Source organism: Thermoproteus thermophilus (genome assembly GCF_055392855.1).
In genome coordinates this window covers 1,696,154-1,719,874 of sequence record NZ_AP042466.1, presented here as the reverse complement: position 1 = coordinate 1,719,874, position 23,721 = coordinate 1,696,154, and the positions used below count along the sequence as shown (strand labels likewise).

At 58.0% G+C, this 23,721-nt stretch carries 25 protein-coding genes; 15 read left to right on the top strand and 10 right to left on the bottom strand.

What is annotated here, in order from left to right; genetic code table 11:
* Positions 1-249: 249 nt before the first annotated feature.
* The 5 genes from ACZ5PA_RS09915 to ACZ5PA_RS09895 form a co-directional block, all read right to left on the bottom strand.
* Entirely contained in the window at positions 250-1,050 is an 801-nt protein-coding gene (locus tag ACZ5PA_RS09915; RefSeq protein WP_464930182.1) for a hypothetical protein, read from the bottom strand.
* Positions 1,051-1,070: 20 nt separating this feature from the next.
* Positions 1,071-1,472, bottom strand: a complete 402-nt coding sequence (locus ACZ5PA_RS09910) for a hypothetical protein (RefSeq protein ID WP_464930180.1) — start codon at positions 1,470-1,472, stop codon at positions 1,071-1,073.
* 21 nt (positions 1,473-1,493) lie between these two features.
* Positions 1,494-1,964 carry a DUF2299 domain-containing protein gene (locus ACZ5PA_RS09905; protein ID WP_464930179.1) on the bottom strand — a complete coding sequence of 157 codons (471 nt, stop codon included), beginning with the start codon at positions 1,962-1,964 and terminating at the stop codon, positions 1,494-1,496.
* Between the two features lie 242 nt (positions 1,965-2,206).
* Complete coding sequence (locus ACZ5PA_RS09900; protein ID WP_464930177.1) at positions 2,207-2,350, bottom strand: hypothetical protein; 144 nt, start codon at positions 2,348-2,350, stop codon at positions 2,207-2,209.
* Positions 2,310-3,077 carry a hypothetical protein gene (locus tag ACZ5PA_RS09895; protein WP_464930175.1) on the bottom strand — a complete coding sequence of 256 codons (768 nt, stop codon included), beginning with the start codon at positions 3,075-3,077 and terminating at the stop codon, positions 2,310-2,312. Before ACZ5PA_RS09895 ends, ACZ5PA_RS09900 begins: the two co-directional genes overlap by 41 nt.
* 369 nt (positions 3,078-3,446) lie before the next feature.
* On the opposite strand from ACZ5PA_RS09895, the gene ACZ5PA_RS09890 reads away from it, so the two are divergent.
* Positions 3,447-4,265 (top strand): EamA family transporter, encoded by an 819-nt coding sequence (locus ACZ5PA_RS09890; protein ID WP_464930173.1) that lies wholly within the window; start codon positions 3,447-3,449, stop codon positions 4,263-4,265.
* Between the two features lie 16 nt (positions 4,266-4,281).
* Positions 4,282-5,106, top strand: coding sequence for a hypothetical protein (locus tag ACZ5PA_RS09885; protein ID WP_464930171.1), 825 nt, complete (start codon positions 4,282-4,284; stop codon positions 5,104-5,106).
* Between the two features lie 55 nt (positions 5,107-5,161).
* On the opposite strand, the gene ACZ5PA_RS09880 is transcribed toward ACZ5PA_RS09885, so the two are convergent.
* On the bottom strand, positions 5,162-6,307 hold the full coding sequence (locus ACZ5PA_RS09880) for an MFS transporter (protein ID WP_464930169.1): 1,146 nt from the start codon (positions 6,305-6,307) through the stop codon (positions 5,162-5,164).
* A gap of 165 nt (positions 6,308-6,472) precedes the next feature.
* On the opposite strand from ACZ5PA_RS09880, the gene ACZ5PA_RS09875 reads away from it, so the two are divergent.
* The 4 genes from ACZ5PA_RS09875 to ACZ5PA_RS09860 all read left to right on the top strand — a co-directional run bounded on the left by ACZ5PA_RS09875 (position 6,473) and on the right by ACZ5PA_RS09860 (position 11,208).
* On the top strand, positions 6,473-7,459 hold the full coding sequence (locus tag ACZ5PA_RS09875; RefSeq protein ID WP_464930167.1) for a THUMP domain-containing class I SAM-dependent methyltransferase: 987 nt from the start codon (positions 6,473-6,475) through the stop codon (positions 7,457-7,459).
* Between the two features lie 34 nt (positions 7,460-7,493).
* Positions 7,494-8,639, top strand: coding sequence for a DUF401 family protein (locus ACZ5PA_RS09870; protein WP_464930166.1), 1,146 nt, complete (start codon positions 7,494-7,496; stop codon positions 8,637-8,639).
* Positions 8,640-8,677: 38 nt separating this feature from the next.
* A complete protein-coding gene (locus ACZ5PA_RS09865; protein ID WP_464930164.1) occupies positions 8,678-10,231 on the top strand; it encodes a PINc/VapC family ATPase in 1,554 nt (517 codons plus the stop codon).
* Positions 10,232-10,371: 140 nt separating this feature from the next.
* Positions 10,372-11,208, top strand: a complete 837-nt coding sequence (locus tag ACZ5PA_RS09860) for an ATPase domain-containing protein (RefSeq protein WP_464930163.1) — start codon at positions 10,372-10,374, stop codon at positions 11,206-11,208.
* Positions 11,209-11,226: 18 nt separating this feature from the next.
* Here the strand turns inward: ACZ5PA_RS09860 and ACZ5PA_RS09855 are convergent, their stop codons facing one another.
* Positions 11,227-11,781 (bottom strand): class I SAM-dependent methyltransferase, encoded by a 555-nt coding sequence (locus ACZ5PA_RS09855; protein ID WP_464930162.1) that lies wholly within the window; start codon positions 11,779-11,781, stop codon positions 11,227-11,229.
* Between the two features lies 1 nt (position 11,782).
* The gene (locus ACZ5PA_RS09850) at positions 11,783-12,076 is read right to left on the bottom strand and encodes an acylphosphatase (protein WP_464930161.1); all 294 of its coding nucleotides are present in this window, start codon (positions 12,074-12,076) and stop codon (positions 11,783-11,785) included.
* 65 nt (positions 12,077-12,141) lie between these two features.
* Between ACZ5PA_RS09850 and ACZ5PA_RS09845 the strand changes: the two genes are divergently transcribed.
* Genes ACZ5PA_RS09845 through galT form a run of 4 tightly spaced genes read left to right on the top strand, consistent with a single transcriptional unit; the run spans position 12,142 to position 18,454 of the window.
* Entirely contained in the window at positions 12,142-15,225 is a 3,084-nt protein-coding gene (locus ACZ5PA_RS09845) for a S41 family peptidase (protein ID WP_464930159.1), read from the top strand.
* Between the two features lie 27 nt (positions 15,226-15,252).
* On the top strand, positions 15,253-16,362 hold the full coding sequence (gene glcV / locus ACZ5PA_RS09840) for a glucose ABC transporter ATP-binding protein GlcV (protein WP_464930157.1): 1,110 nt from the start codon (positions 15,253-15,255) through the stop codon (positions 16,360-16,362).
* Complete coding sequence (locus ACZ5PA_RS09835) at positions 16,359-17,495, top strand: GHMP family kinase ATP-binding protein (protein WP_464930156.1); 1,137 nt, start codon at positions 16,359-16,361, stop codon at positions 17,493-17,495. The genes glcV and ACZ5PA_RS09835 overlap by 4 nt, the downstream gene beginning before the upstream one ends.
* A complete protein-coding gene (gene galT / locus ACZ5PA_RS09830) occupies positions 17,492-18,454 on the top strand; it encodes a galactose-1-phosphate uridylyltransferase (protein ID WP_464930155.1) in 963 nt (320 codons plus the stop codon). The genes ACZ5PA_RS09835 and galT overlap by 4 nt, the downstream gene beginning before the upstream one ends.
* Here the strand turns inward: galT and ACZ5PA_RS09825 are convergent.
* Positions 18,414-18,995 (bottom strand): DsbA family protein, encoded by a 582-nt coding sequence (locus tag ACZ5PA_RS09825; RefSeq protein ID WP_464930154.1) that lies wholly within the window; start codon positions 18,993-18,995, stop codon positions 18,414-18,416. The genes galT and ACZ5PA_RS09825 overlap by 41 nt on opposite strands.
* 72 nt (positions 18,996-19,067) lie before the next feature.
* On the opposite strand from ACZ5PA_RS09825, the gene ACZ5PA_RS09820 reads away from it, so the two are divergent.
* From ACZ5PA_RS09820 to ACZ5PA_RS09800, 5 genes are read left to right on the top strand one after another with little or no spacing between them, the layout of a single operon-like run.
* Positions 19,068-19,478 (top strand): hypothetical protein, encoded by a 411-nt coding sequence (locus tag ACZ5PA_RS09820; protein ID WP_464930153.1) that lies wholly within the window; start codon positions 19,068-19,070, stop codon positions 19,476-19,478.
* A complete protein-coding gene (locus ACZ5PA_RS09815; protein WP_464930152.1) occupies positions 19,475-19,693 on the top strand; it encodes a hypothetical protein in 219 nt (72 codons plus the stop codon). Before ACZ5PA_RS09820 ends, ACZ5PA_RS09815 begins: the two co-directional genes overlap by 4 nt.
* Positions 19,663-20,013 (top strand): hypothetical protein, encoded by a 351-nt coding sequence (locus tag ACZ5PA_RS09810; RefSeq protein ID WP_464930151.1) that lies wholly within the window; start codon positions 19,663-19,665, stop codon positions 20,011-20,013. The genes ACZ5PA_RS09815 and ACZ5PA_RS09810 overlap by 31 nt, the downstream gene beginning before the upstream one ends.
* A gap of 27 nt (positions 20,014-20,040) precedes the next feature.
* Entirely contained in the window at positions 20,041-21,186 is a 1,146-nt protein-coding gene (locus ACZ5PA_RS09805; RefSeq protein ID WP_464930150.1) for an ABC transporter permease, read from the top strand.
* 28 nt (positions 21,187-21,214) lie between these two features.
* On the top strand, positions 21,215-22,294 hold the full coding sequence (locus ACZ5PA_RS09800) for a geranylgeranyl reductase family protein (protein ID WP_464930149.1): 1,080 nt from the start codon (positions 21,215-21,217) through the stop codon (positions 22,292-22,294).
* A gap of 99 nt (positions 22,295-22,393) precedes the next feature.
* Here ACZ5PA_RS09800 and ACZ5PA_RS09795 read toward each other — a convergent pair whose 3' ends face one another.
* Positions 22,394-23,578 carry a nicotinate phosphoribosyltransferase gene (locus ACZ5PA_RS09795; RefSeq protein WP_464930148.1) on the bottom strand — a complete coding sequence of 395 codons (1,185 nt, stop codon included), beginning with the start codon at positions 23,576-23,578 and terminating at the stop codon, positions 22,394-22,396.
* Positions 23,579-23,721 lie beyond the last annotated feature (143 nt).

The window sequence follows — 23,721 nt, the reverse complement described above, 5'->3', positions numbered from 1 at the left end:
TATAATTTCCCAAAATGGCACCATATACCATGTTATATATTTAGTTATACAGAGGAATGTCTATGTAATTTTTGCAGGGCTATTTTCAGCTCTAGATTTAATACAATTTACACTGTAATAATAGATTCTCTTTATTTAATGTAAAATTTCATGAAAATAGCAATATGCAGGCGATCCGATTGACTCCTCGGAGCGACGTGTTGAGGCCTTGAGCGTCCGCAACGTAGAACACTCGGCCTCACGAGGAGGCTAATCCTCGGCGCCTCTTAAGGCCATTAGAGAGAGGACCAAGACGCCGACAGCAAGAGCTGCGGCCAGCGAGCCCATACTCACTAGCGCATAGTCCCATGCGCTTGTTGTGGCCGTCCGTGACGTAGTCGTAGTAGCGGGGGGCATAGGCGGAGTCGTGCCGACAGTCGACGGCAACCGCGTAGCAGACGTCATAGTCGTCGTGGTCGTCGCGTTGGGCGCGACCTTTATGATTGGACCGATCGTCGCGGATAAGTTCAGGTAAACTGGTTTTTTATCGCCAGGGCGAAGCGTCACGACGGACTTACTCGTAGAGTTAGCGTATTCTGCTAAGACCTCGTAAGTCCCGGCCAATAAGACGAGCCTCTGCGGGCCCGTGGAATTAACCACGACCGCTCCGCCTCGACTAACGATGACCGTGGCGTTACGTAAAGGCGCACCTAACGGCGTCTGCGGATACACGAAGAGCTCGGCTGTCGGCAACCTCACCGTATAGTCGTAGCGCCCCGGCGGCACGCGGACGGCTTCGTCGTAGTTGAGGACTAGGCCGTTTATGCTAGCCGTCACCGAGATGTTGTAGGTGCCCGACAACACCACCGCGCTGAGCGGCGCGCGGCCCGACGCGACGACGCTGCCGTTTGCCAACAACTTCACAGTGCAGTTGACCGAGTCGCCCCAATAATCGACGACTTGTATCGACACGGCCGTAGTGGGCACGTGGACTATCACGGTGTAATTCCGGCCGGGCTCCGGCGTTGTGGAGTTCTCGAAAACGCCGAAGGGCGTTATTGCCTTGACCACATAGGTGCTCCCATCGGCGACTACCTCGACTGGAGCGCCGGAGCCAACCTCCGACCATCGGGGCCCAACACGACGACGGGCCACCTCGCGGAGGATCCGTCCGCGTCGTTAACGACCACGGCGATTATGAAGGCCGTTGGTATCTTGATATCGATCGGGTTAACGCTTGGTATATATACCGTCTGGTTGAAGACGCGGCCGAACGCAATGACTTCAACTATGTATAAGCCCGGCTCTAGATCCTTCACGGTCAGTATCCCACTCGAGTTCGCCGCGACTAATTCCTTTCCGCCCTCTTTCCATAACATTATCATAGAATTAGCCAAAACCTTGCTCGTCGAGGCGTCGATGGCCTTTATGGTCACTTGCGCTGCCAACAACGCAACGGACAACAAGAGCACGACGAACAGCGCAAACCTCATGGAATTGTCTACGTGGGTATTTTATGCGTACAACGACGTCTGGCCAGCCCTCTGTCTGAAGCTATCGGCGAAGGTCACTATGACCAAGAGCCCCGCGTTCCTGACCCTATAGTACTCCTCGAGGAATTTCTGGGCATCCAGTCCTTGGGCCAACACGGGCCTCGACACTTGGACGGCATCTGGGATCTCGGCATCTGGGGGCAGAAACGCGAAGTCCACGCCCATGGAGAGAATAGCCCTCTTGAGGTCCAACAAGAAGCGCCTCCTCTCTTGTTCCTTCATCGAGGACAAAGCGGATTTGTGCTCGGGGCTAATCGCTATGCCCATGGCGATCACGTAGAACTCGGCCCCCTTGGGCCTCACTATGTCGACCACAGGCACGCCCGTGGGCGGCGCGGTCGATATATGGAAGGGCTCCGGCGCATTTGGCGGTATCATTACGTTGAGGCCCAATGCCCTTACCCAACGCTCTATCTCTCTGTCCAGGTCCATGTCATAACGGCGCGTCAGGCTAAAAAGCGTTGTGCCGCAGATGGCTCGTCGTCTGCCGAGGCGGGCTCTCTGTCGAGGAACCCTCGCCTCGTCAAGAGGGCGCTGGGTCTTGCCGTCGGCCCTCATGGTTGTCGACGACTAATGCCCCGCCGTAGAGCTGGGCGCTCATCCGATCCCTGGATACGTCGGAGTTCCCGGGGCCCGACGCCCCTATTGCTTCGCCGTGATCGACGTTTCTCTAATCAGAGAACGCCGAAGATCTTAGTCCTCCAGAGATTATAAAGGCCTTTCAATTGAACTAAAGGTATTCCCTTGGTCATCCTATAGGTGAAGTATTCCTTAAATTTATCTGGGTCCTTTATATACGTCCATTCGTCGACCTCCACATCGACAGCGCCCCTCTTTATCTCGCTGATTATGGCTTGCGCCACGATGGAGGCTTGCCATATGGCGCCCCAGCCTATACCCGGAAGGCCGATCTTCAAGAGCGAGGAGTCCCCTATGAGGTAGGTCCGGTCGTACTGGGTCTCGAACAACGTCCCCACTTTGAGCCCCCTTGGCGAGCGGGTGGATGCTCAGTTCAGGCACCAAGACGTGGATCTCCCTCTTATTGCTCACCATCGGCGGCTCCTCCGTGACCACGACGCCGTGTTTGGCGAAGGTATCCTTGAAGGAATTGAAAAGCCAAAGGTAATCCGGATGGACGTACACTAAGTGTATCGACACCTCCTTCTGGGGCCACAGCATCTTTATCGCGAGACTTATTTCGTTGAATCCCATCGCGGGGTAAAGCTCGTCCACTATGAACCGCACCGCCTCGGCGCCCTCTACGGCCTTATAGAAGGCCTCGGCGCCATCTACTGAGTAGATATCATCGCCAATCCTAAAAGCGCCTATGGCCAATACGTGGTAATCGCCCTTTATCACCTCGCCTCCGGCCAGCTTTAAGCCGGACTCCTTGACGTCGACTACCTCGTCGCGTATGTGTTCAACACGCTTGAGGTAATTGAACGACATCTTGAGGTCGTCGAAACGCAACAAGCCGGCTAAGGCCATGGGTATGCCCATCACGAACTCGTGGTACGGCTTTGGGTCCACCAAGTAGACTTTCACGTCGTCAAGCGCTGTGACCCAACTTGTGCGCTAAGTAGACGCCCGAGATACCCCCGCCGGCTATGACAACGCTTTTCATGAAAGCGCTTTCCACATCTATATATCAATCTTGCGAAGCGTCGAGGGAAATTATCACATATATGAATCTTACGGAGCGATATATCGGCCGATAAGGACGCGCTCAGTCCAGGACGCAATAGTATATGCTCCTTTTGTGTAGCCTTGCCCGAATGCTTAGATTTATTCGTATAATTAATTTTAATTTTACAAAATGTCTATATTAATCAATCTTAAATAAGTATTTTTTATAATTTTATTTTATTTACTTAATTTTAAAACATTTTTAAAAACTATCGCTATCTGGCTCTCATGTACGATATATTGCCAGCAGTGGGTGCAGCGCTTATATGGGCCTACGCCTCAGTCGCCTATAGGGGCTACGTAGAGGAATACGGCGTTTTACGGCTCAACCTATTGAGGTTGATCTATACATCGATCGTGTTATTCGTCCCGGCGCTCTACCTCGGGCTCGGCTGGGACGCCCTCTACGCGGCCCTCAGCGGCGTCTTGTCGTTGGCTGTGGGCGATACCTTATACCTCAAAGCGCTGGGCACCTCGGGCGTCTCGACGGCCGTTCCAGCGGCCTACAGCTATATAATACTGGAACAATTCGTGGCAATTCCCCTCGGCGAGCCGCTGAAGGCCTCCTACGTCCTCGCGGCTATCATGACCGTGGCCGGTATCTACGTGCTCGTCCTAGGCGGAAAGGGCAACTTAAAAGGCGCAGTCTACGCCCTCGGCGCGGCGTTAGCGTGGTCCGCCGGATACGCCGCGATTAAGGTGGCTGGGATAGGCGGCATGAGCCCCATATCCATAGCGTTCGCCCGCACGGCCGCGGCCCTCCCGCTCCTCGCCTTGTTGAGCGGCGCCAGAGGGCTCGGCGAAGGGCTCAAGGAGTCTTGGCGCACGGCGTTGCCGATAATAGCGGTGTTAGACTTAGGCGGCGGCGCGGCGCTCTTCGCGTACTCGGCAGTGGCGGCAGGGCTCGCCCCGACGGTCATAGTCCTAGGCGTTGTGCCGTTGGCGGCGCAGCTGATCTCCCGCCTTACTGGAAAGGAGAGGCCGAGGCCTCGCGAATACGCAGCGGCCTTCTTGATACTCTCGGCGGTCGTGATATTATTTATATAGGCATTCAATACGACGTGTGTTAATAGAGGACCTCTACAAGGCGATCTCCAGGAACAAGCGGTTCTTCGAGAAGGCGTTGGCTCTCGAGAAGGAGATCGAGGGGCTTTCCTACATCTCCTCTGCGGCTGTGGCCTCCACATTGATATGCCCTCGGGCTGCCTCTTATAGAGCCTCCGAGGAGGAGGTCTACGTCTTTGCCAGAGCCTTTAGGGATCGCGTGAAATACGCCGTGATGTTGGGGATAGCCGACGCTAAACAAGTGGATTTATTCACTAGGCGCGCGCTCAGAGGCGAGGGCGACGCGATGCGGTCCTTGTTGAGGATAGGCGCCGATATAGGCCCCGACGACATAGGGCCTATTTTGCCGAGGCTTAAGGAGGAGTTCGAGACGGCCAGGAGCGTCAGCAGAAAGGTCGTGGTAACTGCGGCGAGGGGGCTCGTCCGAGAGGCCGCTGTGTACGTCAAATACGCAGAGCCGTATCCATACGTAGGCATGGGCCATCGTTATCGCGACGAGGTGTTCTACGCAGTCGCCGGCGTTGGGGCCGACCACGTGTACCTCTTCAGAATAGCGCGGGATATGGAGAGGGCCAAGAGGATGGCGTTAGTCGAGGGCGACGTGGCCGCCGCGGCGCTCAAAAGGCCGACGATTAAGCTACACATATATGTCCCGGGCCAATCGATACGCTCCCTCTTCGAAAAGGCGGCGGACCCCACGCCTAAGTACAAGGCGTTGATCGAGGGCGAGTGCAGGCCGGGGCCGGCTTGTAGGACGTGTAAATACAGAAATTCGTGCGAATGCGTCGGAGATATCCCGCGGCGTCGTCACGCCGGCTCATAGCGGCCTGGACGGCCCCTCCCGGCGCGTCGCTGTAATTGTAGATCTCAAGACTTTATTATTCTTCCTCCCTTAAGTATTTCAGAAAGATGTACCCGGCTAGGACCATGAAGAGGCCTGATATGGGCATCAAGGCCGCGGGGCTCACGTCTATGAGGTACCCGGCGGCTATGGCCGACGGCGTCGCGGCCGCCCTCATCGAGATGCTCGCCACGGCGGGGGTCGTCGCCTCGCCCCCCTCTGCCGCGGCGCCCGAGATGTAGGAGGACCTCGCGGTTCCCCCGATCCCCACTGCGGCGTTGTAGATGGCGTAGAGGGTTGCGAACACGATAGGATGCGGGACGAAGGGAAGCGCGCACAGCAGAGCGCCCGAGGCGAATCTGCTGACAGCCGACGCCTTGACTTGCCCCAGCCTTTTGACGAATAAATGCGCGAAGAGCGCCGAGAGCGCGAAGGCCGCGTTCCCTATTGCGTATATCGTTCCTATCAATGCCTTGTCGAGGCCTAAATAGACGTTCATCCATAACGACAATAACGAGCTCGATAACCCTACGCCGATGCCGGCGACGAGTTGGCTCATCGAGTAGGCCAACACGGCACTCCTCCTCTTGGCCACGGCCTTGAACGGATTAACGAGGCGCACGACCTCGGACGTCCCAAGCGAGAGCATGACGAGGAGCGCAGCCGCCGAGACCGAGAGGACTAGGTAAACCGAGGCGTTCCGCAACGATAGGAATGCGACGAGTAAAGAGCCCACGACGCCGCCAGTTGTCGAGATGACGTTGATAACGCCTAGATCGCGCGCCCTCTCCACGGCGTTGGACGTATGCCTCCTGACTAAGGCCATTATCAACGGCACGAAGCTACCCCTGGTGGCCCCTGGTCCTAACATGCCCACGCCGCCTAAGCCCAACGCCACGCCTATGGCCCAAGGGTTCCTCGACGCCGTTATCGCCAACAAGGCAGAGGCGAAGGCGATCTCCGAGACGGCTAGGCCCCTCGCGTGTCCTATCACGTCGCCCAGCGCTGCGTATAATATCGATGCGCCCATGGAGATAAGGCCGGCCACGGTCACCGCTAGGCCGGCCATCACGGCGTTGCCCGTTATCTCTTTCAAATACAAGGGGATCACCACGGTCAGATACCCCGTAGCCACGTTTCTGAGGAACCTCTCGAGGCCGATGGCCAACAAGTAGCGCCTCACATCCGATACGTCGGTATATTTTATAACTGTTGACGCGCCTATATTTTTTTAAATGCGCAGGTATCCGTATATGGGCAACTTAAGGCGGCCGCCGTTGGGCGAATCACTCAGCCTAGTGATGCGCGCGGAGGCGATCGAGGCCCACTCAGCGCCTTGGTTAAAGACGTGAGGTATCTGTTCACCACGGTCCAAGGCCTCGAGGACGTGGTCGTAGAGGAGCTGACTTCGCGGTTCCGCACAACTTCGGCATCTGCCGAATACATGAGCGGCAGAGTAATCGCTGACGTCCACGCATCGCCCCAAGAGCTTTTGTCCCTCCGTTCGGTCGAGAAGTTCGGCGTATTCCTCGCAGCTGGGCGTTTCGGCAAGCTGGAGGACATAGTGGAGGGCGTAAAATCGGTCTTGCCCGATATAGCCTCCTACGCGACGCCCTTCACCACAGCCGGAGTCGCATGTGAAAGGGCCGGCGTACATGAGTTCACCTCTAGAGACGTCGAGGTGGCCGTCGGCTCCTTGCTCAAGGACATCGGAGTTACGATAAATTTAGTGGACCCCGACGTCGAGCTGAACGTGGATGTGGTAGGCGATTCCTACTACGTATGGCTTACGGCTACTAGGTCCTCGCTTAAGGACAGACGTTATCGTAAATACCAACACTACGCCTCCCTTAACCCAATAGTGGCCTACGCTATGGCGCGTTTGGCGCGAGTCAAGGACGGGGAAACGTTGTGCGATCTGACGTGCGGCGGAGGCACCATTTGCTTGGAGGCGTCCTCGGCGGCTAAGGCCAGGTGTCTATGCGTCGACATATCCTTGAGGCATCTGAAGGGCGCTCTAGCCAATTTCGCCGTTGCGGGGATCGACGCAGATGTCTTGTGGTTCGACTCAACGAAGTTGTACAGAGCCCTCCGCCCAGTCTGCGACGTCTTCGCGTTCAATCCGCCGTACGGGGTCAGGATTCCCGCCAATATCCACAAACTATACCGCGGGCTGGTCAAATCCATAGAGCGTCTAGCCAGGCCGGGAGCGCGCGTCGTCGTGATCACGCCACGCTGGCGCGCATTCCTTAAATATTTCAAGGGCGAGGTCATCGAGAGGAGGGTGATATATCAAGGAGGCCTCTACAGCTCGATAATAGTGGGGAGGATTTAAATTGAGGATTTAAATTAACATCTTCGTGGCCCCTATGCTTGCGCTAATCGTCTTCCTCGCAACCGTGGCGTTGGTGATAGGGGGAACCCTCTCCAAGAAGCTTGATGTCGCGATCTCGATATCCTTAGCCGCTGTGATATACGGCATTGTCGTCCTGGGCCCGGCGGTCGTCGAGGCGACCATCTCGGCGTTTAATTACTCCATGTTCGAGGTGCTCTCCTCGCTCATCCTCGCCATGGCTCTCGGCTATTTGATGAAGGATAGACGCGAGGCTTTGGCAAGCGGCCTTACTGCGGTGGGCCCGAGGTTCGCGGCATTCGCAATACCGGCCGCCATAGGTCTTTTGCCCATGCCGGGCGGCGCATACGTCTCCGCCGTCGTGGTGGACCCGCTATATCGCGACATGGGCTTGAGCAGCTGGGAGAAGACATATCTCAACTACTGGATGAGGCACATATGGATACCCGTGTGGCCTTTGTTCCAAGGCGTTTTGTTGACATCAGCTGTGCTAGCCGAGCCCGTGGCCAAGGTGATCTCCTGGTCGTGGCCCGCGAGCGTCGCGGCCGTAATAGCCGGCGTCTCCGTTGGGCTGTCCCGCGTCAGAGGCGTGAACGTCAAGGGCAGACTAAGGGATTTATCAGCGCTTTGGCCTCTCGCGGCCGTCGCCGCGCTCTCGTTCTTAGCTCCGATATACGCCGCCGTGGCTCTAGTGCTGGCGATCTTCGTGGCGGCTTATAGGGTCAAGCCGCGCGAGGTGATGGCAGCGTTTCGCTACGCCTTGACTCCGCGCATATTGGCGATAATAACGGCATCGCTGATATTCTCGGAGTATATAAAGGAGAGCGGCCTCAGCGGAGCGCTGGCGATGTATCTGGGAAACACGGCGCTCCTCGCCGTGTTCGCCGTGCCGTTCCTCATAGGCCTCGCGACGGGCGTCGAGTTCACCTTCGCCGGCCTCGCCTTCCCGCCGCTCAGCGCGTTGCTACACGGCTATAACTTATCGCTTGCATTCCTAGGCGGCTTCCTCGGCGTTATGTTAAGCCCGGCCCACAGCTGTTTCGTATTAACCCTCGACTACTATAAGGCGGAGGCCCGCGACGTATATCGGCTCTTGGCCAAGTCCGCCGCGATAGCCGTCGTTGCGGCCGTTGCGCTTTATGCCGCATTGATGATCCTCTAAAAGCAAAAAGAATATATATTGATTCGTTGGTGTCGACGGTGGATAAATACATTGCGGACATCTCGGTTATTCTGGACGGCTCGCTCAAAGAGGCCGTTATATCCGGCACGATCAGAGGAACGCTCTTCGTACTGGAGGAGGTCGTCGACTACTTAGAGCGGCTGGCCAGACAAGGCGACGGGGTGGGCCTCATAGGAGTGGCCGAGCTCAAGGACTTGAAAAACGCCGTGGAGAAACTGGGGCTCTCGGAACTGGTCCGCATAGAGTTCGTGCAGAGCTCTAAAAGGCCAGTCGAGGCGGAGGAGTTGCCGACCTTGGTGAGGAAGTTCGCCAAGGAGAACAGCGCTATCGTGATCACCAGCGATCCGTTCTTGAGGGATTCCGCATCGGCCATGGGCCTCAAGGTGGCCTACTTGGGCAAGGAGAAGGGGCCTCTCCAGATAGAGCGGTTCTTCGAAAAGGACATAATGTCGGTACATTTGAAGGAAGGCGCGCCGCCTCAAGCTAAGGCAGGCAGGCCGGGCAACTGGCGCCTCGTCAAGTTGTCGGAGGAGCCCATGTCGAGGGCCCAGCTGGAGGTCATAGTGAGGGAGTTGATCTCGGAGGCGGCCAAGGGCGGCAACACTAGGATAGAGATAAGGAGGCCCCACTCGTTGATAATACAACATAGGGATCTGCGCATAGTAGTGGCGTTTCCACCGGTATCGGACGGGCTCGAGATAACTGCTGTAAAGCCCCTCGTGAGGAGGAGCCTCGAGGACTACCGCTTAGATCCCAGAGTGGTGGAGCGCTTGGAGAAGAGCGCCGAGGGGATCTTGATCTCGGGACCTCCCGGCGCCGGCAAGACGACCTTCGCCCAAGCCCTAGCGGAGTTCTACCTATCAAAGGGCAAAGTGGTCAAGACCGTGGAGTCCCCCAGAGATATGGTCCTGAGCAAGCAGATCACTCAACTCTCCAAGAACTACGCAACGTCTGAGGAGATACACGACCTCTTGCTCCTCTCGCGGCCCGACTACACAATATTCGACGAAATGAGGGACACAGCCGATTTCCAGCTCTACGTGGACTTGAGACTGGCCGGAGTCGGCATGGTCGGCGTAGTGCACGCAACATCGCCGATAGACGCAATACAGAGGTTCGTCAGGAGGGTCGAGCTGGGCATGATACCGTCGATAATAGACACTGTTATCTTCATGAAGGACGGCGAGGTGAAGAAGGTGTACTCCCTCTCCATGACGGTGAAAGTGCCGGCGGGCATGAGGGAGGAGGACCTATCGCGTCCCGTAGTCGTCGTCAAGGACTTCTTGACAGGAGAGCCCGAGTACGAGATCTACGTGTTCGGCGAGGAGACCTTCGTGGTTCCTTTAAAGCGCGGCGAGGCCAAGTCGCCTAGCAAGAAGTTATACTCGGCGGTTATCTCGGCCCTTAAAAGGTACGTGCCGCCGCAAGAGATAAGGCTGGAGGAGGCGGACGGGCTGGTCGTGGTCAAGGTGCCGGAGGAGTACTTGGCCTTGGTCGCCACGCGCGGCGTCAGCAAGCTGGAGCGCTTGAAGAGGAGGTTCTCTGTAGATTTCAAGATCGAGCCGCTTTAAACCTTTATAAGATCTCGATCTGATAAAATCCAGGCGGCGGAGGGCCCCGTAGCGGGCCCCGTGATGGACGCCGTCGGTCCCCCTTGACACACAGCGTTTACGAATCGAAACCCATATATATCACCTCACAACCTCGGCTTGTGTCTCTCGATCAATATTATCTCTACGAGGACCGCACCCCTACCGGCATCTGGTACGTCGATCAGCTCCTAGGCGGCGGCTTCAAGAAGGGGGAGATCTACTTAATAGCCGGAGAGGCGGGACAAGGGAAGACGATATTCAGTCTCCAATTCCTCAAGACAGGCGCCGAGCTTTACGATGAGCCGGGCCTCTATATAACAGTGGACGAGCCCTCAGAGGATGTCAAGAGGGGCGTTAAGTCCTCCTTGGGGTGGGACCTCGACGTGTTGGAAGAGCAACAGAAGCTCGTCTTCGTCGACCTCAGGACCCACTTCAAGGCCTACTCCCAGAGCGAGAAGGTCGTGGCCGATCCGCGGGAGATAGCGAAAGTTATTATAGATAACGTGAGGAAGTTCGGGATAAAGAGGCTCGTCGTGGACCCCATAGCCCCTCTGCTCATAACGTCCCACACGGATGTCCTCTGGGTTAGGGAGTATATGAGGGAGTTGGTCTTCCAGTTGAGGAAGCTCAAGGACGTCACGACAGTCATGACTTCGGAGATACCGACTGGCGAGAACAAGATCAGCAGATTCGGAGTGGAGGAGTATTTGGCCAGCGGCGTCATAAAGCTGGAGCTACAGGAGTACAGAGGCTTCGTCTTCAGGGTCATGTTCATAAGGAAAATGCGATGGACCCCCGTGAGGCCTCAGAAACTGGTCTTCGAGATATATCCTCAGTACGGCATTTACGTCATAGATAGGTTGGAGAACTTCATGAAGTCCATCGACCGCTTCTACGCAGATGCATCCCAACAACTCGGCCCACAAGAGTACCAATCCTACGCGTTAGCCAGATAGCCCTTGCGCACGCCCTCGTTATTTCCTTTTAGCCTCGGCTATTAGGAGGGGGAACTTGCGCCTTGCCCCTACCTCGAAGTGGGGGCCGAGGGCCTCCTCGAGGCATTTAGGAGTGCAGCCGTGGCTGCCCACCAACGGCACTCTGCCCTTATCGGCCTCCACGACCAAGAACGTCCCCCCAGGCCGCAAGGCCTCGCGGACTCGTTTGGCGGAGGGCTCGTGGGGGCCCCAGTGATGGACCGTGAAGAGGGCGACGGCCGCGTCGAAGGCTTCACCCCTCAGGGGCAGAGCCCAGCTAGCGCCGGCGATTAGGTCGGCCGAAGTCCTCTTAAGGGCTCTTCTCAACATAGCCGGCGAGACATCCACGCCGACGACTCTATAACCTCGCCCCTCCAAGATGCCGGCCAGTTTCCCCACGCCGACGCCTATCTCCAGAAGCCTCGAGCCCTTGGACGCCACGGCCTCGACCGCCTTAGCCGCCGCGGCATAGGCCCAGTCGAACACCCTCAGCTTTACCAATAAGTCGTACACCGCGGCCCCCCTCTCGTCGAAGTACTCGAAATAGAAATCCATGTCAGCCTCTGGGCGTGGGCAGTATCTTGAAATCGTCGAACTCCCCCCTATACTCATCGTAGGACACCTCTACGGACTCCACCCTCGCGCCGGGAGGGCCGTAGTGCGCCCACTCGATCACCTTCCTCACGGCGTCCTCCTCGCCCTCGAGCACCGCTTCCACGGTCCTCCCATCTGGGAGATTTCTAACCCATCCCTTTACGCCGTAATGGGAAGCGATGTCCTTCATGGATTGGCGGAAGAACACGCCCTGGACTTTGCCCTTTATGAGCAGATGTGCCCTGACCCTGGCCATGGGTGAGATTAATAGCCAAAATATTTCTTGCGCCACGTTTAAAACTACGCGGTACGAAGCGGTCGATGAAGGGATACTACATGCATCCGGACATATATGGCGACGAGATCGTCTTCGTCACCGAGGACGACCTCTGGAAGTTCTCGGGCGGCGTGGCCCAACGCCTCACCTCGGACTTCGGCATTGTGTTGAGGCCTAAGTTCTCGCCCGATGGGCGCTACATAGCGTTCACTAGGCTCCAACAGACCGACCAAGGCACGCTCGCTGAAGCCTACGTGATTCCCGCCGAGGGCGGAGAGCCCAAGAGGCTGACCTATTTCGGCTCCCCGTTTACGCGCGTAGTGGGCTGGACCCCCGACGGAAGGGTCCTAGTGTACAGCGACTTCAAGATGCCGTTCACGCGGTGGAGGGAGCTATACGCCGTGTCGCTCGACGGCAGATACGAAAGGCTCGGCCTCGGGCCGGCGACCGCCCTACTGTACGGCGAAGGCTTCGTGGTGTTGGGGCGGAACAACTACGACCTCCCCTACTGGAAGAGGTACAGAGGCGGCATGCGCGGCGTCCTCTGGATAAGCAGAGACGGCGGGAGGACCTTCGAGAAGCTCGTGGACCTCCCCGGCAACGTCACCTCGCCCATGATAGTCGGCGGGAGGGTCTTCTTCGTGTCAGACCACGAAGGAGTAGGCAACATATACTCGGTGGATCCATCCGGCGGGGATCTCCGAAAACACACCAGCTTCAAGGACTTCTTCGTGCGGAACGCCAGCTCGGATGGGCGTAGGATAGTCTTCCAGGCAGGAGGCGATATATATTTATTGGACCCCTCGACGGGGCGCTTGGAGCTCCTCGAGATAGACGCGCCTCTCTCGAGGAAGCAGAGAATGGCCAAGTTTGTTGATCCGTTTAAGTACTTGGAGGACTTCCACCTACCCTCGGGGGAGGCCGTCGTTTTGATCTCGAGAGGACAAGCCTTCTACATGCCGACGTGGGAGGGGGCCGTCGTCCAGCTCGGACAAAGGGGCGGCTCGACCAGGTACAAGCGCATTTCGGCCGATGGAGACAAGGTCGTCGTCTCGACTTACGACGGAGTCGTGGAGCTGTACAGCCGCGAGGGGGTTCTGCTCAAGAAGGTAGAGCCGGGGATCGGGCTGATCGAGGCCTTGGCCTTGAAATACCCGAGGCTGGCCCTCTCTAATCACAAGGGCGAGTTGTGGATACTCAACTTGGAGACGGGCGCCATGGCCTTGGCCGACAAGAGCGAGTACGGGCTGATCACAGAGCTGGCTTGGCACCCATCGGGCCGTTGGCTGGCGTATTCCCGGCCCTCAGGCGTCTACACGCAAAACATACGGCTATACGACGCCGAGTCGGGGAAGACCTACGACGCGACTCCGCCTACGAGCTTCGACTACAGCCCGGCCTTCGATCCCTCGGGCAGATACCTCTACTTCCTCTCGAGGAGGGCGTTCAATCCCGCCATAGACCCAGTTCAGTTCTACTACGTGTTCGCCAAGCACTCCAAGCCGTACTTAATCCCGCTGAAAAAGGACGACATATCGCCTTTCGTGGAGTACAGAAAACGCGAGGAGCAGACGTCCGACATAGACGTCGAGGGCCTACCTGCTAGGGCTGAGCCGTTCCCCGTAGAGGAGGGCGTGTACGCGGCCGTGGTGGGACTTAAAGGCGGCAAGGCAGCGTGGCTTAGATACGACGTGGAGGGGGCTTTGCGGTACTACCTCTGGTCGGCCCAAGAGAGGAGGGGCTCCGTGGAGATCTACGACCTCGAGACTAAGACCAAGGAGCAACTGACGTCTGGCGTGTCGGCCATAAGGGCCTCGCCTGACGGCAAATACCTACTGCTAAAGGAGGAGGGAAGGCTGAGGCTAGTCGACGTCGAGAAGAGGCCCGATATGCAGTCCAGAGAGCCGGGGAGGAAGTCGGGCGTGTTGGACATGGGCAGAGTTAAGGTCTACGTGGAGCCCGCCAAGGAGTGGAGGCAGATGTTTCGAGAGGCTTGGCTACTCATGAAGGAGAACTTCTGGAGAGCCGACATGAACGGGGTCGATTGGGACGCGGTGTACAAGAAGTACGAGCCGTTATTGGACAGGATCAGCACGCGCTACGAGCTAAGCGATGTGATAAACGAAATGCAAGGCGAGTTGGGCAACAGCCACGCCTACGAGATAGTGCCGGATTTCGAGGTTGACAAGCCCTACCCCGTGGGCGGCCTCGGGGCCGAGTTCCGCTGGGACGGCGGCTGTTGGCGCGTGGCCAAGATCCTCTTGGGCGATCCGGCCAACGAGGGGGAGCGCAGCCCGCTCGCGGCCCCCGGCGTTGACGTAGAGGAGGGCGATTGTTTGTTGTCGATAGGAGGCGTCGCGTTGGGTCCCGACGTCCCGCCCGAGGCCGCTTTGTTGAACAGAGCCGGCGACGTGGTCTGGGTTGAGGTAGACGGTAGGCGCGGCAGAAGGCGTTTTCCCGTAAGGGTCTTGAGAGACGAGAGGCATTTGGCGTATAGGCATTGGGTAGAACGCAATAGACGATACGTACACGAAAAGACGGGCGGGAGAGTTGGTTATATACACATACCAGATATGGGGCCCTACGGCTACGCCGAGTTCTTCAAACAGCTTATCGTCGAGGGGTACAAGGAGGCCTTCATAATAGACGTGAGGTTCAACGGAGGAGGCCATACGTCCGGGATGCTCATACAACGCCTCGCCGCGAGGGCCTTCGGCGCCTTCTTAACCAGGTACTTCAAGCCGAGCCCCTACCCGGAGCTGGTCTTGCCCAAGGCGTTGGTACTGATCACTAACGAGTACGCAGGCTCCGACGGCGATATATTTACCTACGACTTCAAGGCGCTGGGACTGGGCCCCGTCATAGGCGTGAGGACCTGGGGCGGAACCGTCGGGATTGATACTAGGTATAAGCTCGTAGACGGCACCATAATCACTCAGCCCAAATACGCCTTCTGGGCCGAGGGGGTGGGCACGGCCATAGAGGGATACGGCGTAGACCCCGACGTCTTGGTGGAGATAGCGCCGCATCATTACAGAGACGGCATCGATCCCCAGCTGGACGCGGCGATAGAGGAGGCCTTGAGGCGCGCCGAGAGCTCCCTCAAGCTGGACTCGGTAGTAGCTTAATTTTAAAACCCTAAGGTAATACTACTCGTGGTTGTGGTCACGTTGGAACATGTAGACAAGATATTTCCGCCCAACGTGGTTGCTCTGAAGGACGTAAACCTCAAGATCAACGACGGCGAGTTCTTCGTGGTCTTGGGCCCCTCGGGTCACGGCAAGACCACCTTTTTGCGCGTCCTCGCCGGCTTGGAGGTGCCCACGAGAGGGCGCATCATGTTCGACGACGAGGTCATCGTAGACGTCGAGCGCAAAATCTTCGTGGATCCGCCGAAGAGGAACGTGGGTATGGTCTTCCAGAACTGGGCCCTTTATCCTCACATGAAGGTCTTCGACAACATAGCCTTCCCGTTGAAGATAAAGAAAGTCCCCAAGAGGGAGATAGAGGCTAGGGTTAAGGAAGTGGCCGAGATCTTGGGCATAGCAGACCTTCTGGACCGCTACCCCCGCCAGCTCTCGGGAGGTCAACAACAGAGAGTCGCCATAGCCCGCGCCTTGGTGAAGAGGCCGAGGTTGCTCCTCCTCGACGAGCCCTTCTCGAACTTAGACGCCAGGATACGTATTAGCGCCAGGGCTTTCGTGAAGCGGTTGCAAAGAGAGCTTAAGATAACTACAATATTAGTAACCCACGACCAACAAGACGCGTACTCCGTGGCGGATAGACTCGCAGTGTTGAGGCGCGGGGTCGTGCAACAAGTCGGCACCGTCGAGGATCTGCTGGACAGGCCCGCGAATCTATTCGTGGCGACCTTCTTGGGCGACCCGCCCATGAACGTCTTCGAGGCCAAGCTCGTGAAGGAGGCCGGCGGCTACTTAGCCGACGCGGGCGCTCTGAAGATCCCCTTGCCCGCGTCCCCCGCTCTGGCCGATCGCGTCGGGAAGAAGATATACGTCGGGATTAGGCCGGCCGATATGTACGTGGCGGACTCCCCTCAGAGCAAGAACGACTTGCTAATATCCAAAGGCCGCGTCAAGATAGTGGAGGTCACAGGCTTCGTCACCACGGCCTTAGTGGAGTGGGACGGCGTAGAGGCCAGGGTGGAGGTGATCGGCAGGCCGCCGGCCGAAGGCGTCGAGATCCCAGTATATGTCAAGCCGGACAAGATAAAGATCTTCGGCGAAGATGAAAGGGCCATTTTATGAGGTTCGAGGTCCTTGCGTCCGCGCCGGGCCGTCTTGATTTTTTAAACACCCACCAAGACTACAAAGGCCTGCCCGTCGTCTCGGTCGCCATAAATCTCCGCACTAGGGCGCGGGCAGGGCGCCTGGAGGGGCTCTGTAGAGCTAGGTCGCGCAATACAGGGGAGGCGGGCGAGTTCAAACCTGGCGAACCTCCGAGCGGCCGCGGGTTTATAGACTACGTCAAGGCCGCCGTCCTCTCCCTCATGCGTTTCGGCGTCAAGGCCGCCGGCTGCGTCCTCGAGGTCGACAGCGACGTCCCGATCGCGTCCGGGATGGCCTCAAGCGCCGCTTTGCTCGTGGCGGTGATCGGCGCCCTCTCAGCGTTGTGGGGAGGACCCCTAGAGCCCTCCTTCGTGGCCGAAGCGGCGTACGTGGCGGAGAGGGAGGTAATGGGCATACCTTGCGGTAGGTTGGACCAATACGGCTCGGCCTTCGGCTGGATTTCTTACATAAACACGAGACCTCCCTACAACGTAGAGAGGCTGGACCTAGAGGGAGGCGTCTTCGTGGCGCTGGACAGCGGAGTGCGCCACTCCACGGCCGAAATACATCCGCGCAGACAGAAAGAGCTGGAGGAGGGGCTCAAGGCGCTCATCAACGCGGCGCCTCCCAATATCAGAGAGAAGCTCTCCGAGAAGTACTGGGAGGTGAAATGGGACGAATTGGACGAGGAGGAGCTTAAGCCCTACTTGGAGGCCGTGCCGCGCGTGCTCGCTAACCGGATCCTCTTCACGATAAGAATGCACAAATCGACGTTGCTGGCGTTGGAGATCTTGAGGGGGCGCAAGGTCGAGGCCCCGTTTCTGCCTGAGCTGGACGGCGAGGATTGGAAGCTCAAGGGCGTAGGGGCCGTGATGACCTATCAGCACTCCCTCTTGAGGGACCTCTACGACGTCAGCACGCCCGAGCTGGACGCGCTCGTCGCAGGCGCCTTGTCGAGGGGGGCCTACGGCGCGAAGCTGTCGGGCGCTGGCCTCGGCGGCATAGTCATGGCGTTGGCCTCTGAGGGACGGGCCGAATCCATAAGGGGCATCGGCGAGGCCAAGAGCTGGGTGTTGAAAGTGGACGAAGGGCTGAAGGTTCAGTTCCTATGAGCGAAATAAGGAGGGATCCCACAACTGGCGATTGGATAGTGGTGGCTCCGAGACGACTTCAGAGGCCGTGGCAACCCAGCGATTTCTGCCCGTTCGACCCAGGAGCGCCCGAGACGGGATACGGCTGGGACGTGTTGATCTTGCCGAATAGATATCCCGTGGTGAGCGAGGAGGCCCCGCCCGCGTCAGGCGACAGCCTTTACGAGGTAGTGAGGGCCTACGGAAGGGCGCTCGTAGTGGTCGAGACGCCGCAACACGACCTGGACGACCTGAGCGATCTGCCGACCGATCACATAATCAAGGTCCTCCGTAAGGTCGTCGAGGAGATGAGAAGAGCTGTGTCGGATCCCGCTATCACTTACTTCCTCTTCTTCAGGAACAAGGGAAAGGAGATAGGAGTCTCGTTGACCCACCCCCACTCGCAAATATACGAGCTCCCGGTAGTGCCCGAGCGCGTGGCGAGGGAGCTCGAGAGGGCCGCCTCGTATTGGAGGGAAAGAGGGCGTTGCCTCCACTGCGACGTGCTTAGAAGGGAGATCGAGTCCGCCAGGTCTGTCGTCAAGGGACGTCGTTGGGTCGCCTTTGTGCCCCACTACGCTAGATGGCCCCACGAAGTCCACGTGTACCCCCTACGCCATGTCCAATTATTGACCCAGCTTGACGACGAGGAGCTGGGGGAGCTCGCCTCTACGTTGAGGCAAGTTCTCTGCGCGTTGAACAAAGCGCTTGGGAGGCCTATGCCCTACATGATGGTGTTACACCAAGCGCCGCTTAAAGGCGATCACGCGTACTACCACCTACATTTCGAGATATACGGCATGTATAGACCCGACGGCAAGCTGAAATATGCGGCGAGCGCCGAGACGGGGGCCGGCCTCTACACCTTGGACACCACGCCCGAAGAGACGGCAGAACGGCTTAAACGCGCGCTTTCCTCTTATTGTCGAGATACTTCTTGACTAGTTTTTCCACATCGCCGAGCCCCTCCTTGACCTCCACGGCCTTGTCGCCGTCGACTATGGCCGCAGCCGGCACGCCGGTCACCACGGCGTTTATGGAAAGGGCGTATTCGCGCGCCAGCTCGTAGGCCAGCTCAGGGTCGTCGGCTAGTCGGCCCACCTTCCCCTTAACGCAGTTTTTTAGATCGCCGAATTTGCCCTCGGCATATCTTAGCTGTTTTTCTATAGTCTCTGGCTCTTTCCGCGTCGAGGAGGTTATTTTGAAGAGCTCCAGGATGTACTTGACCCTCTCCGCGGGGTCGTCTACGCAAAACGCAGATAGGTTAACCAAGTAAGTGCCCTCGGCTGTTTTATACGAGCCGACGTCCTTCCAGATGGCGTAATGGATTGGTAAATACACCAACTCGAAATAGGCGCCGGAGGTCAAGAGCTCGTTCCAGAGGTCCAGAGCCGCCTTAGCGCAAAACGGGCAATTCACGTCGTAGAACTCCACCAAGTAGGGGCTCTCCTTACGGCCGACCCTAGTCACCAACGCCTCCATGTAGCCCCCTATCGAAATCGTTATTTTAGCATTTCCGCTAGACTTATATTCCAATAAACCGAGACATCTCCTATGGCCAGAGTTGTCGTCGTTGGCGGCGGTATAGCTGGGATATACTTCATCTACCGGCTCCTTCAAGCCATCGACGCCGAGGTCGTCTTAGTGGAGCCCAAGCTCGTGCGCGAGTTCATAATAGGTATACCTATGGCGTATGGCGGTCTAGTGGACTTCAAGGACTTGGTATTCCCCCTCTCTCGTTTGAGGAGAGTCAGACACGTCCAAGACTCCGCGAAGGCCCTAGACGACAAGTGCGTTAGATTGCTCAACACGTCGAGCGTATGCGGCGACTATGTGGTCTTGGCGCCGGGTTCCTATAAGGTCGGAAGCGCCGAGTACTGGAGCGTCGAGGGAGCCGAGAGGCTTTTCGACAAAGCGGCCGCGGCCAGGCCGTCCGCTTCGTCGTCAGCGAGTTCACGCCTGTGATCGGGTTCCAAGAGCTCGCATACGCCCTCAAGACGAGGTTCCCCCAGAAGGAGGTGTCCGTTCATTTAGTCTACGTATCTGACGACTACTATTTCCTCCTGGAGCCCTGGAAGGCTAAGGCCAAGGGGATAGGGCTTGACGTGGTCGAGGAACCCCCGCTTCCTCCAAGGATGAGCTGCATATATTGGTCCCCGCCGCAAGGCCCCATCCATTGACGGCGGGTTTAGAGCTTAAGCTCGAGAGCTTAGAAACGCAGTACGAACGCGTCGACCTCATCGGCGACTCGGCTTTGTTAAAGCTCGGCCTCCCTCCGATCGGCTGGGGCTCGCTCTGGCAAGCCTCTTTGGTCGCCCAAGCCATAGCGTCGGAGATCAGCAAGGGCTACGTGGAGATCGCGCCCGATGAGTGGAGCTCGCGAACAGACGCCGAGGCATTCAAGAACTGGCTCACCTACAGAATGATCACGGACACGCCGCTGGTGCACCTGGTCGGCTTATACCAGCTCTGGAGCAAGAGGGTTATTGCGTCGATATAATAAATAAAGACGCCCCGCTCGCTCATTGTGTTGGAGATTCTCGCGCTGGCCTGGGGCGCGCTCTGGGAGAGGAGGGGCAGAACTATCGGCGCCGTGGTAGGGGTAGTGATAGCCTTCATGGCGCTCACGATCGCCCTCTCGGTGGGCAATTACTTCAGAGAGAGCGCGCTCTCCTTCTTCGCGCAGTTGGGCATAAACAACCTTTTCGTGATGGGGAGGACCTTTACGCAAGCCGACGTGGCCGTCATCAAGACGTACGCCGGCCCCTACTCCACGGCCGTCGTGCCGGTGTCTGCGGCCTTCGCCGTGGTTAAACTGCCCAACGGCCGCGCGGCATCGGTGAGCCTATACGGAGTTCCGAGGGACGAGATATCCGTCTTAGTGCCTCAAGCCGCGATATATGAGGGTAACAACGAAGTGGGCGGCGGCCTCGCCGTCGTGGGCTATTACGTCGCGTTCGACCAGAACACAGGAGCGCAACTGCTCGGCGTGGGCTACCCGTTGTCCTTGATATACGCGGGCCGCTCGTATACGTTGGTCGTCTCCGGCATAACGCTGCCGGAGCATCCCAGCGTTATAAGCACCTTGAACTCGGTGATAGTAGACGAGGCCCAGTTCAGGTACATCACCGACATCTCGGGCTACTCGTTAGTCGTGATAGCGTTAAAGGACACGGCGTATATCGACAAGGTCCAGCCGTTGATAAAGGCCGTATTCCCCGACGCACAAGTCGTCAGCTTGGCCTCTCTAGTGCAGACCGTAAACCAATTCTTCACCGGGCTTGAGCTCTTCCTGGGCCTAGTCTCGGGCGTGTCCACGGCCATCACGGCGCTTTGGCTCTACGACACCATGACCATATCGGTGATACAGAGGACCAAGGAGTTCGGCATATTGAGGGCGGTGGGCTTCAAGAGGAGGCAGATAACGGCCTTGGTCATAACTGAGGCAGCGATAATCTCGGCGTTGGGTATCGCCGTAGGAAGCGCCTTGATGATCCCCTTGAGCTTCGTGGAGATCAACTTCTTCCCCGGTATGTCTGTGCCCATACGTCCGCAACTCGGCATAGCCTTGGGCACAGCCGCGTTGGCGGCGGCCATCAACGTCCTGGGCGCCTTGGCCCCAGCTCTGAGGGCCGGCAAGATGAACTTAGTCGATGCCCTCCGCTACGAGTAAACGTTAAAACAACAGCCGACTCTAGGCCGTGTACGACGTCGTCATAGTGGGCGCGGGGCCCGCGGGAGGGGCCGCTGCCATCGTCGCGAGGAGGCTCGGCCTTAAAGTCCTAGTCGTCGATCGGTTCAAGCCGCCGAGGGAGAAGCCGTGCGGCGGCGGCCTAACGCCGAGAACTTGGAAGATGCTCGAGAGGATGGGCGTGGAGTACAACTGGTATGGGGAGTGTAGAGAGATCAAGGTGAAGGTCGCCGATATTAGATACACGCATAGGGGCGAGCCCATCAAGATCACGCGAAGGCCCGAGTTCGATAAGATGCTCTTGGAACAATCGGGCGCGGAATTCGTGGTGGACAAGGTGTTGAGGGTCGAAGGCAATAAAGCCGTGGGAGAGCGAGGGGTCTACGAGGGCCTCGTCATAATAGGGGCCGACGGCGCCAACAGCGCCGTGGCGAGGTCGCTCGGGGAGCCGCCGCCGAGCCCGAAAACGCACGCGATAGCCTTTATGTCTATCGCCGAGGGGTACCTAGACGACGTGTGCTTGATAGACTTCGACTTCGCGCACGAGGAGACAGGCGGCGTGGGCTACGCTTGGGCCTTCACGCTAGGCGATAGGGGAGTCGACGTCGGGATAGGAGTGGGCTGGGGGCCTTGGAGGGATCTTAGAGAGGCGTTGACCAAATGGGCCGAATCGCTGGGGCTTAAGGCTAAGGGCGTGATGGGCCATCCGCTCAGTTTGGGGAGCCTCAGGAGGTTGGGGCGCGGGAACGTCTTGTTGGCGGGGGAGGCCGCGGGCTTCGTGGACGCCTCGACGGGCGAGGGGATATACTACGCCATAGCCACAGGCGCCTTGGCCGCGCAAGCGGCCTACATAGCCCTGAAGATCAGGAACAGCCCCCGAGAGGCGGAGGCCGTGTACAGACACCTCGTGAGGCCGTACGTCGAGGAGATCAAGAGGAGTCGCTTGATCAGCAAGCTCTTAGGAACTCTCGGCTACAACAAACGCTTCGCGAGGATGGCGGGGCCCAGCTTAGTGAGGCTCTACAAGATGTTGGCCTCGGGGGAGGCCACCTACGGCCCCCTCTTGATAAAGCCTAAGGCGTTACGGTAGCGAGGCCTCTCATACGCGACAGCCGAGAAAACACAGCTCACCCGGCCTAACAGCTGGCGAGAGCCCGCAAAGGACTACGCCGCGCGATGTCGGTGCGTATCAAAGCTCCGCCGACTCAAGTTGACTCAAGACGTATTGCCTTATTTCGTCCTCGCTGGGCATCCTCTCAACTATCTTTCCGTTTTCTAGGTACTTCCTCATCAGAGGCCTAGCCTCGCTCCCGTCGGGGCATCTCGGCGGCGGGTCCCGCCACGGCTTTATTAAGCGCTTGCCGCCGCAGTCGTAGACTTGCTTGAAGCCGGGGAGCTTCCCCCTCTTCGTAATGGGAGTCCAGACCCCGTCGACTAGGACCTCGATTATATCCATGGAGATATCAACGCTGGGCGGGAAAGCTATAGACGTGCCGACGCCGAAAACGTCAACGACTTCGGCCAGCCTCGCCACTTCCTCCTCGTCTAGGCCTCCGCTCACTACGATCTTGACGTTCTTATAACCGGCCAAGTCGAGGGCCCATCTGACCTCCCTCGCTATCTTCAACATATTCCCTCTTCTGCTCCCCGGAGTGTCCAGCCTTACTCCCCAGAGCCTTTCGCCTAACAGCCTCGCCGCCATCAACGACTCCTCTCTCTCGTCGAGGAAGGTATCGGCCAATATGACCCTCGGCACCTCGGGCGGCGCCGTCTTGTCGAACCACAGCCACGCGAGGGTGTGGTCGCCCTTTAAGGCCCTAAAGATTATCATAAGGGCGTGCGGCATAGTGCCCGAGGGCTGTTTCCCGAGCATTTCAGCCCCCAGCACTCCGGATACGCCGTCGCACCCTCCGATGTATGCGGCTCTATCGGCCATGGGCTGCACGGCCGGGTGTAAGACGCGCGCTCCGAAGAATAGGCACGTCTTACCTCTCGCAGCCTTCTTAACTCTAGCCGCCTTAGATGCTATGCTCGTGTAATGACGTAGTATACCCAAGAGGGTGGTCTCGAAGACCGCGAAGTCGACGTATCTGCCCTCTATGACCATAAGCGGCTCGTTCTCGCCGAAAAGAGTCCCCTCCGGCAGAGAATACACAGTAACGGGCCTCCCCTCTAAGACGTAAAGCGCCTCCTTAAGGCCAGCGAAGACGGCCCACTTGTACCCTCGGGGCAACGACGCAACGTGGAACTCGGCGCGTACCACGGCGTTATCCAAACCGGCGGCCCTCAACGCCTCGATGGTCCTCACGAAATAGATGTCCGTGGCCTTACCGCTGATTATGTCCTCCAAGGACGCTATATGGAGCTTGGGCATGTTGCTAAGGCTTGATAACGAGTTTAGTGTTTTACCCGCAAGAAATGCGCCGGGTACGGACGGCGAATCGCCGACATCGGCCTATAACCGACACTAGCGCTGTATATAAACTTATATATGTACATTAGGCTGGTCGCCGCCCC

Bases quoted from the DNA above. Each gene is read 5' to 3' on its own strand.
- ACZ5PA_RS09910 (WP_464930180.1), bottom strand. From the start codon at position 1,472: ATGAGGTTTGCGCTGTTCGTCGTGCTCTTGTTGTCCGTTGCGTTGTTG.
- ACZ5PA_RS09905 (WP_464930179.1), bottom strand. From the start codon at position 1,964: ATGGACCTGGACAGAGAGATAGAGCGTTGGGTAAGGGCATTGGGCCTC.
- ACZ5PA_RS09890 (WP_464930173.1), top strand. From the start codon at position 3,447: ATGTACGATATATTGCCAGCAGTGGGTGCAGCGCTTATATGGGCCTAC.
- ACZ5PA_RS09870 (WP_464930166.1), top strand. From the start codon at position 7,494: ATGCTTGCGCTAATCGTCTTCCTCGCAACCGTGGCGTTGGTGATAGGG.
- ACZ5PA_RS09855 (WP_464930162.1), bottom strand. From the start codon at position 11,781: ATGGATTTCTATTTCGAGTACTTCGACGAGAGGGGGGCCGCGGTGTAC.
- ACZ5PA_RS09850 (WP_464930161.1), bottom strand. From the start codon at position 12,076: ATGGCCAGGGTCAGGGCACATCTGCTCATAAAGGGCAAAGTCCAGGGC.
- ACZ5PA_RS09845 (WP_464930159.1), top strand. From the start codon at position 12,142: ATGAAGGGATACTACATGCATCCGGACATATATGGCGACGAGATCGTC.
- ACZ5PA_RS09835 (WP_464930156.1), top strand. From the start codon at position 16,359: ATGAGGTTCGAGGTCCTTGCGTCCGCGCCGGGCCGTCTTGATTTTTTA.
- galT (WP_464930155.1), top strand. From the start codon at position 17,492: ATGAGCGAAATAAGGAGGGATCCCACAACTGGCGATTGGATAGTGGTG.
- ACZ5PA_RS09825 (WP_464930154.1), bottom strand. From the start codon at position 18,995: ATGGAGGCGTTGGTGACTAGGGTCGGCCGTAAGGAGAGCCCCTACTTG.
- ACZ5PA_RS09820 (WP_464930153.1), top strand. From the start codon at position 19,068: ATGGCCAGAGTTGTCGTCGTTGGCGGCGGTATAGCTGGGATATACTTC.
- ACZ5PA_RS09795 (WP_464930148.1), bottom strand. From the start codon at position 23,578: ATGCCCAAGCTCCATATAGCGTCCTTGGAGGACATAATCAGCGGTAAG.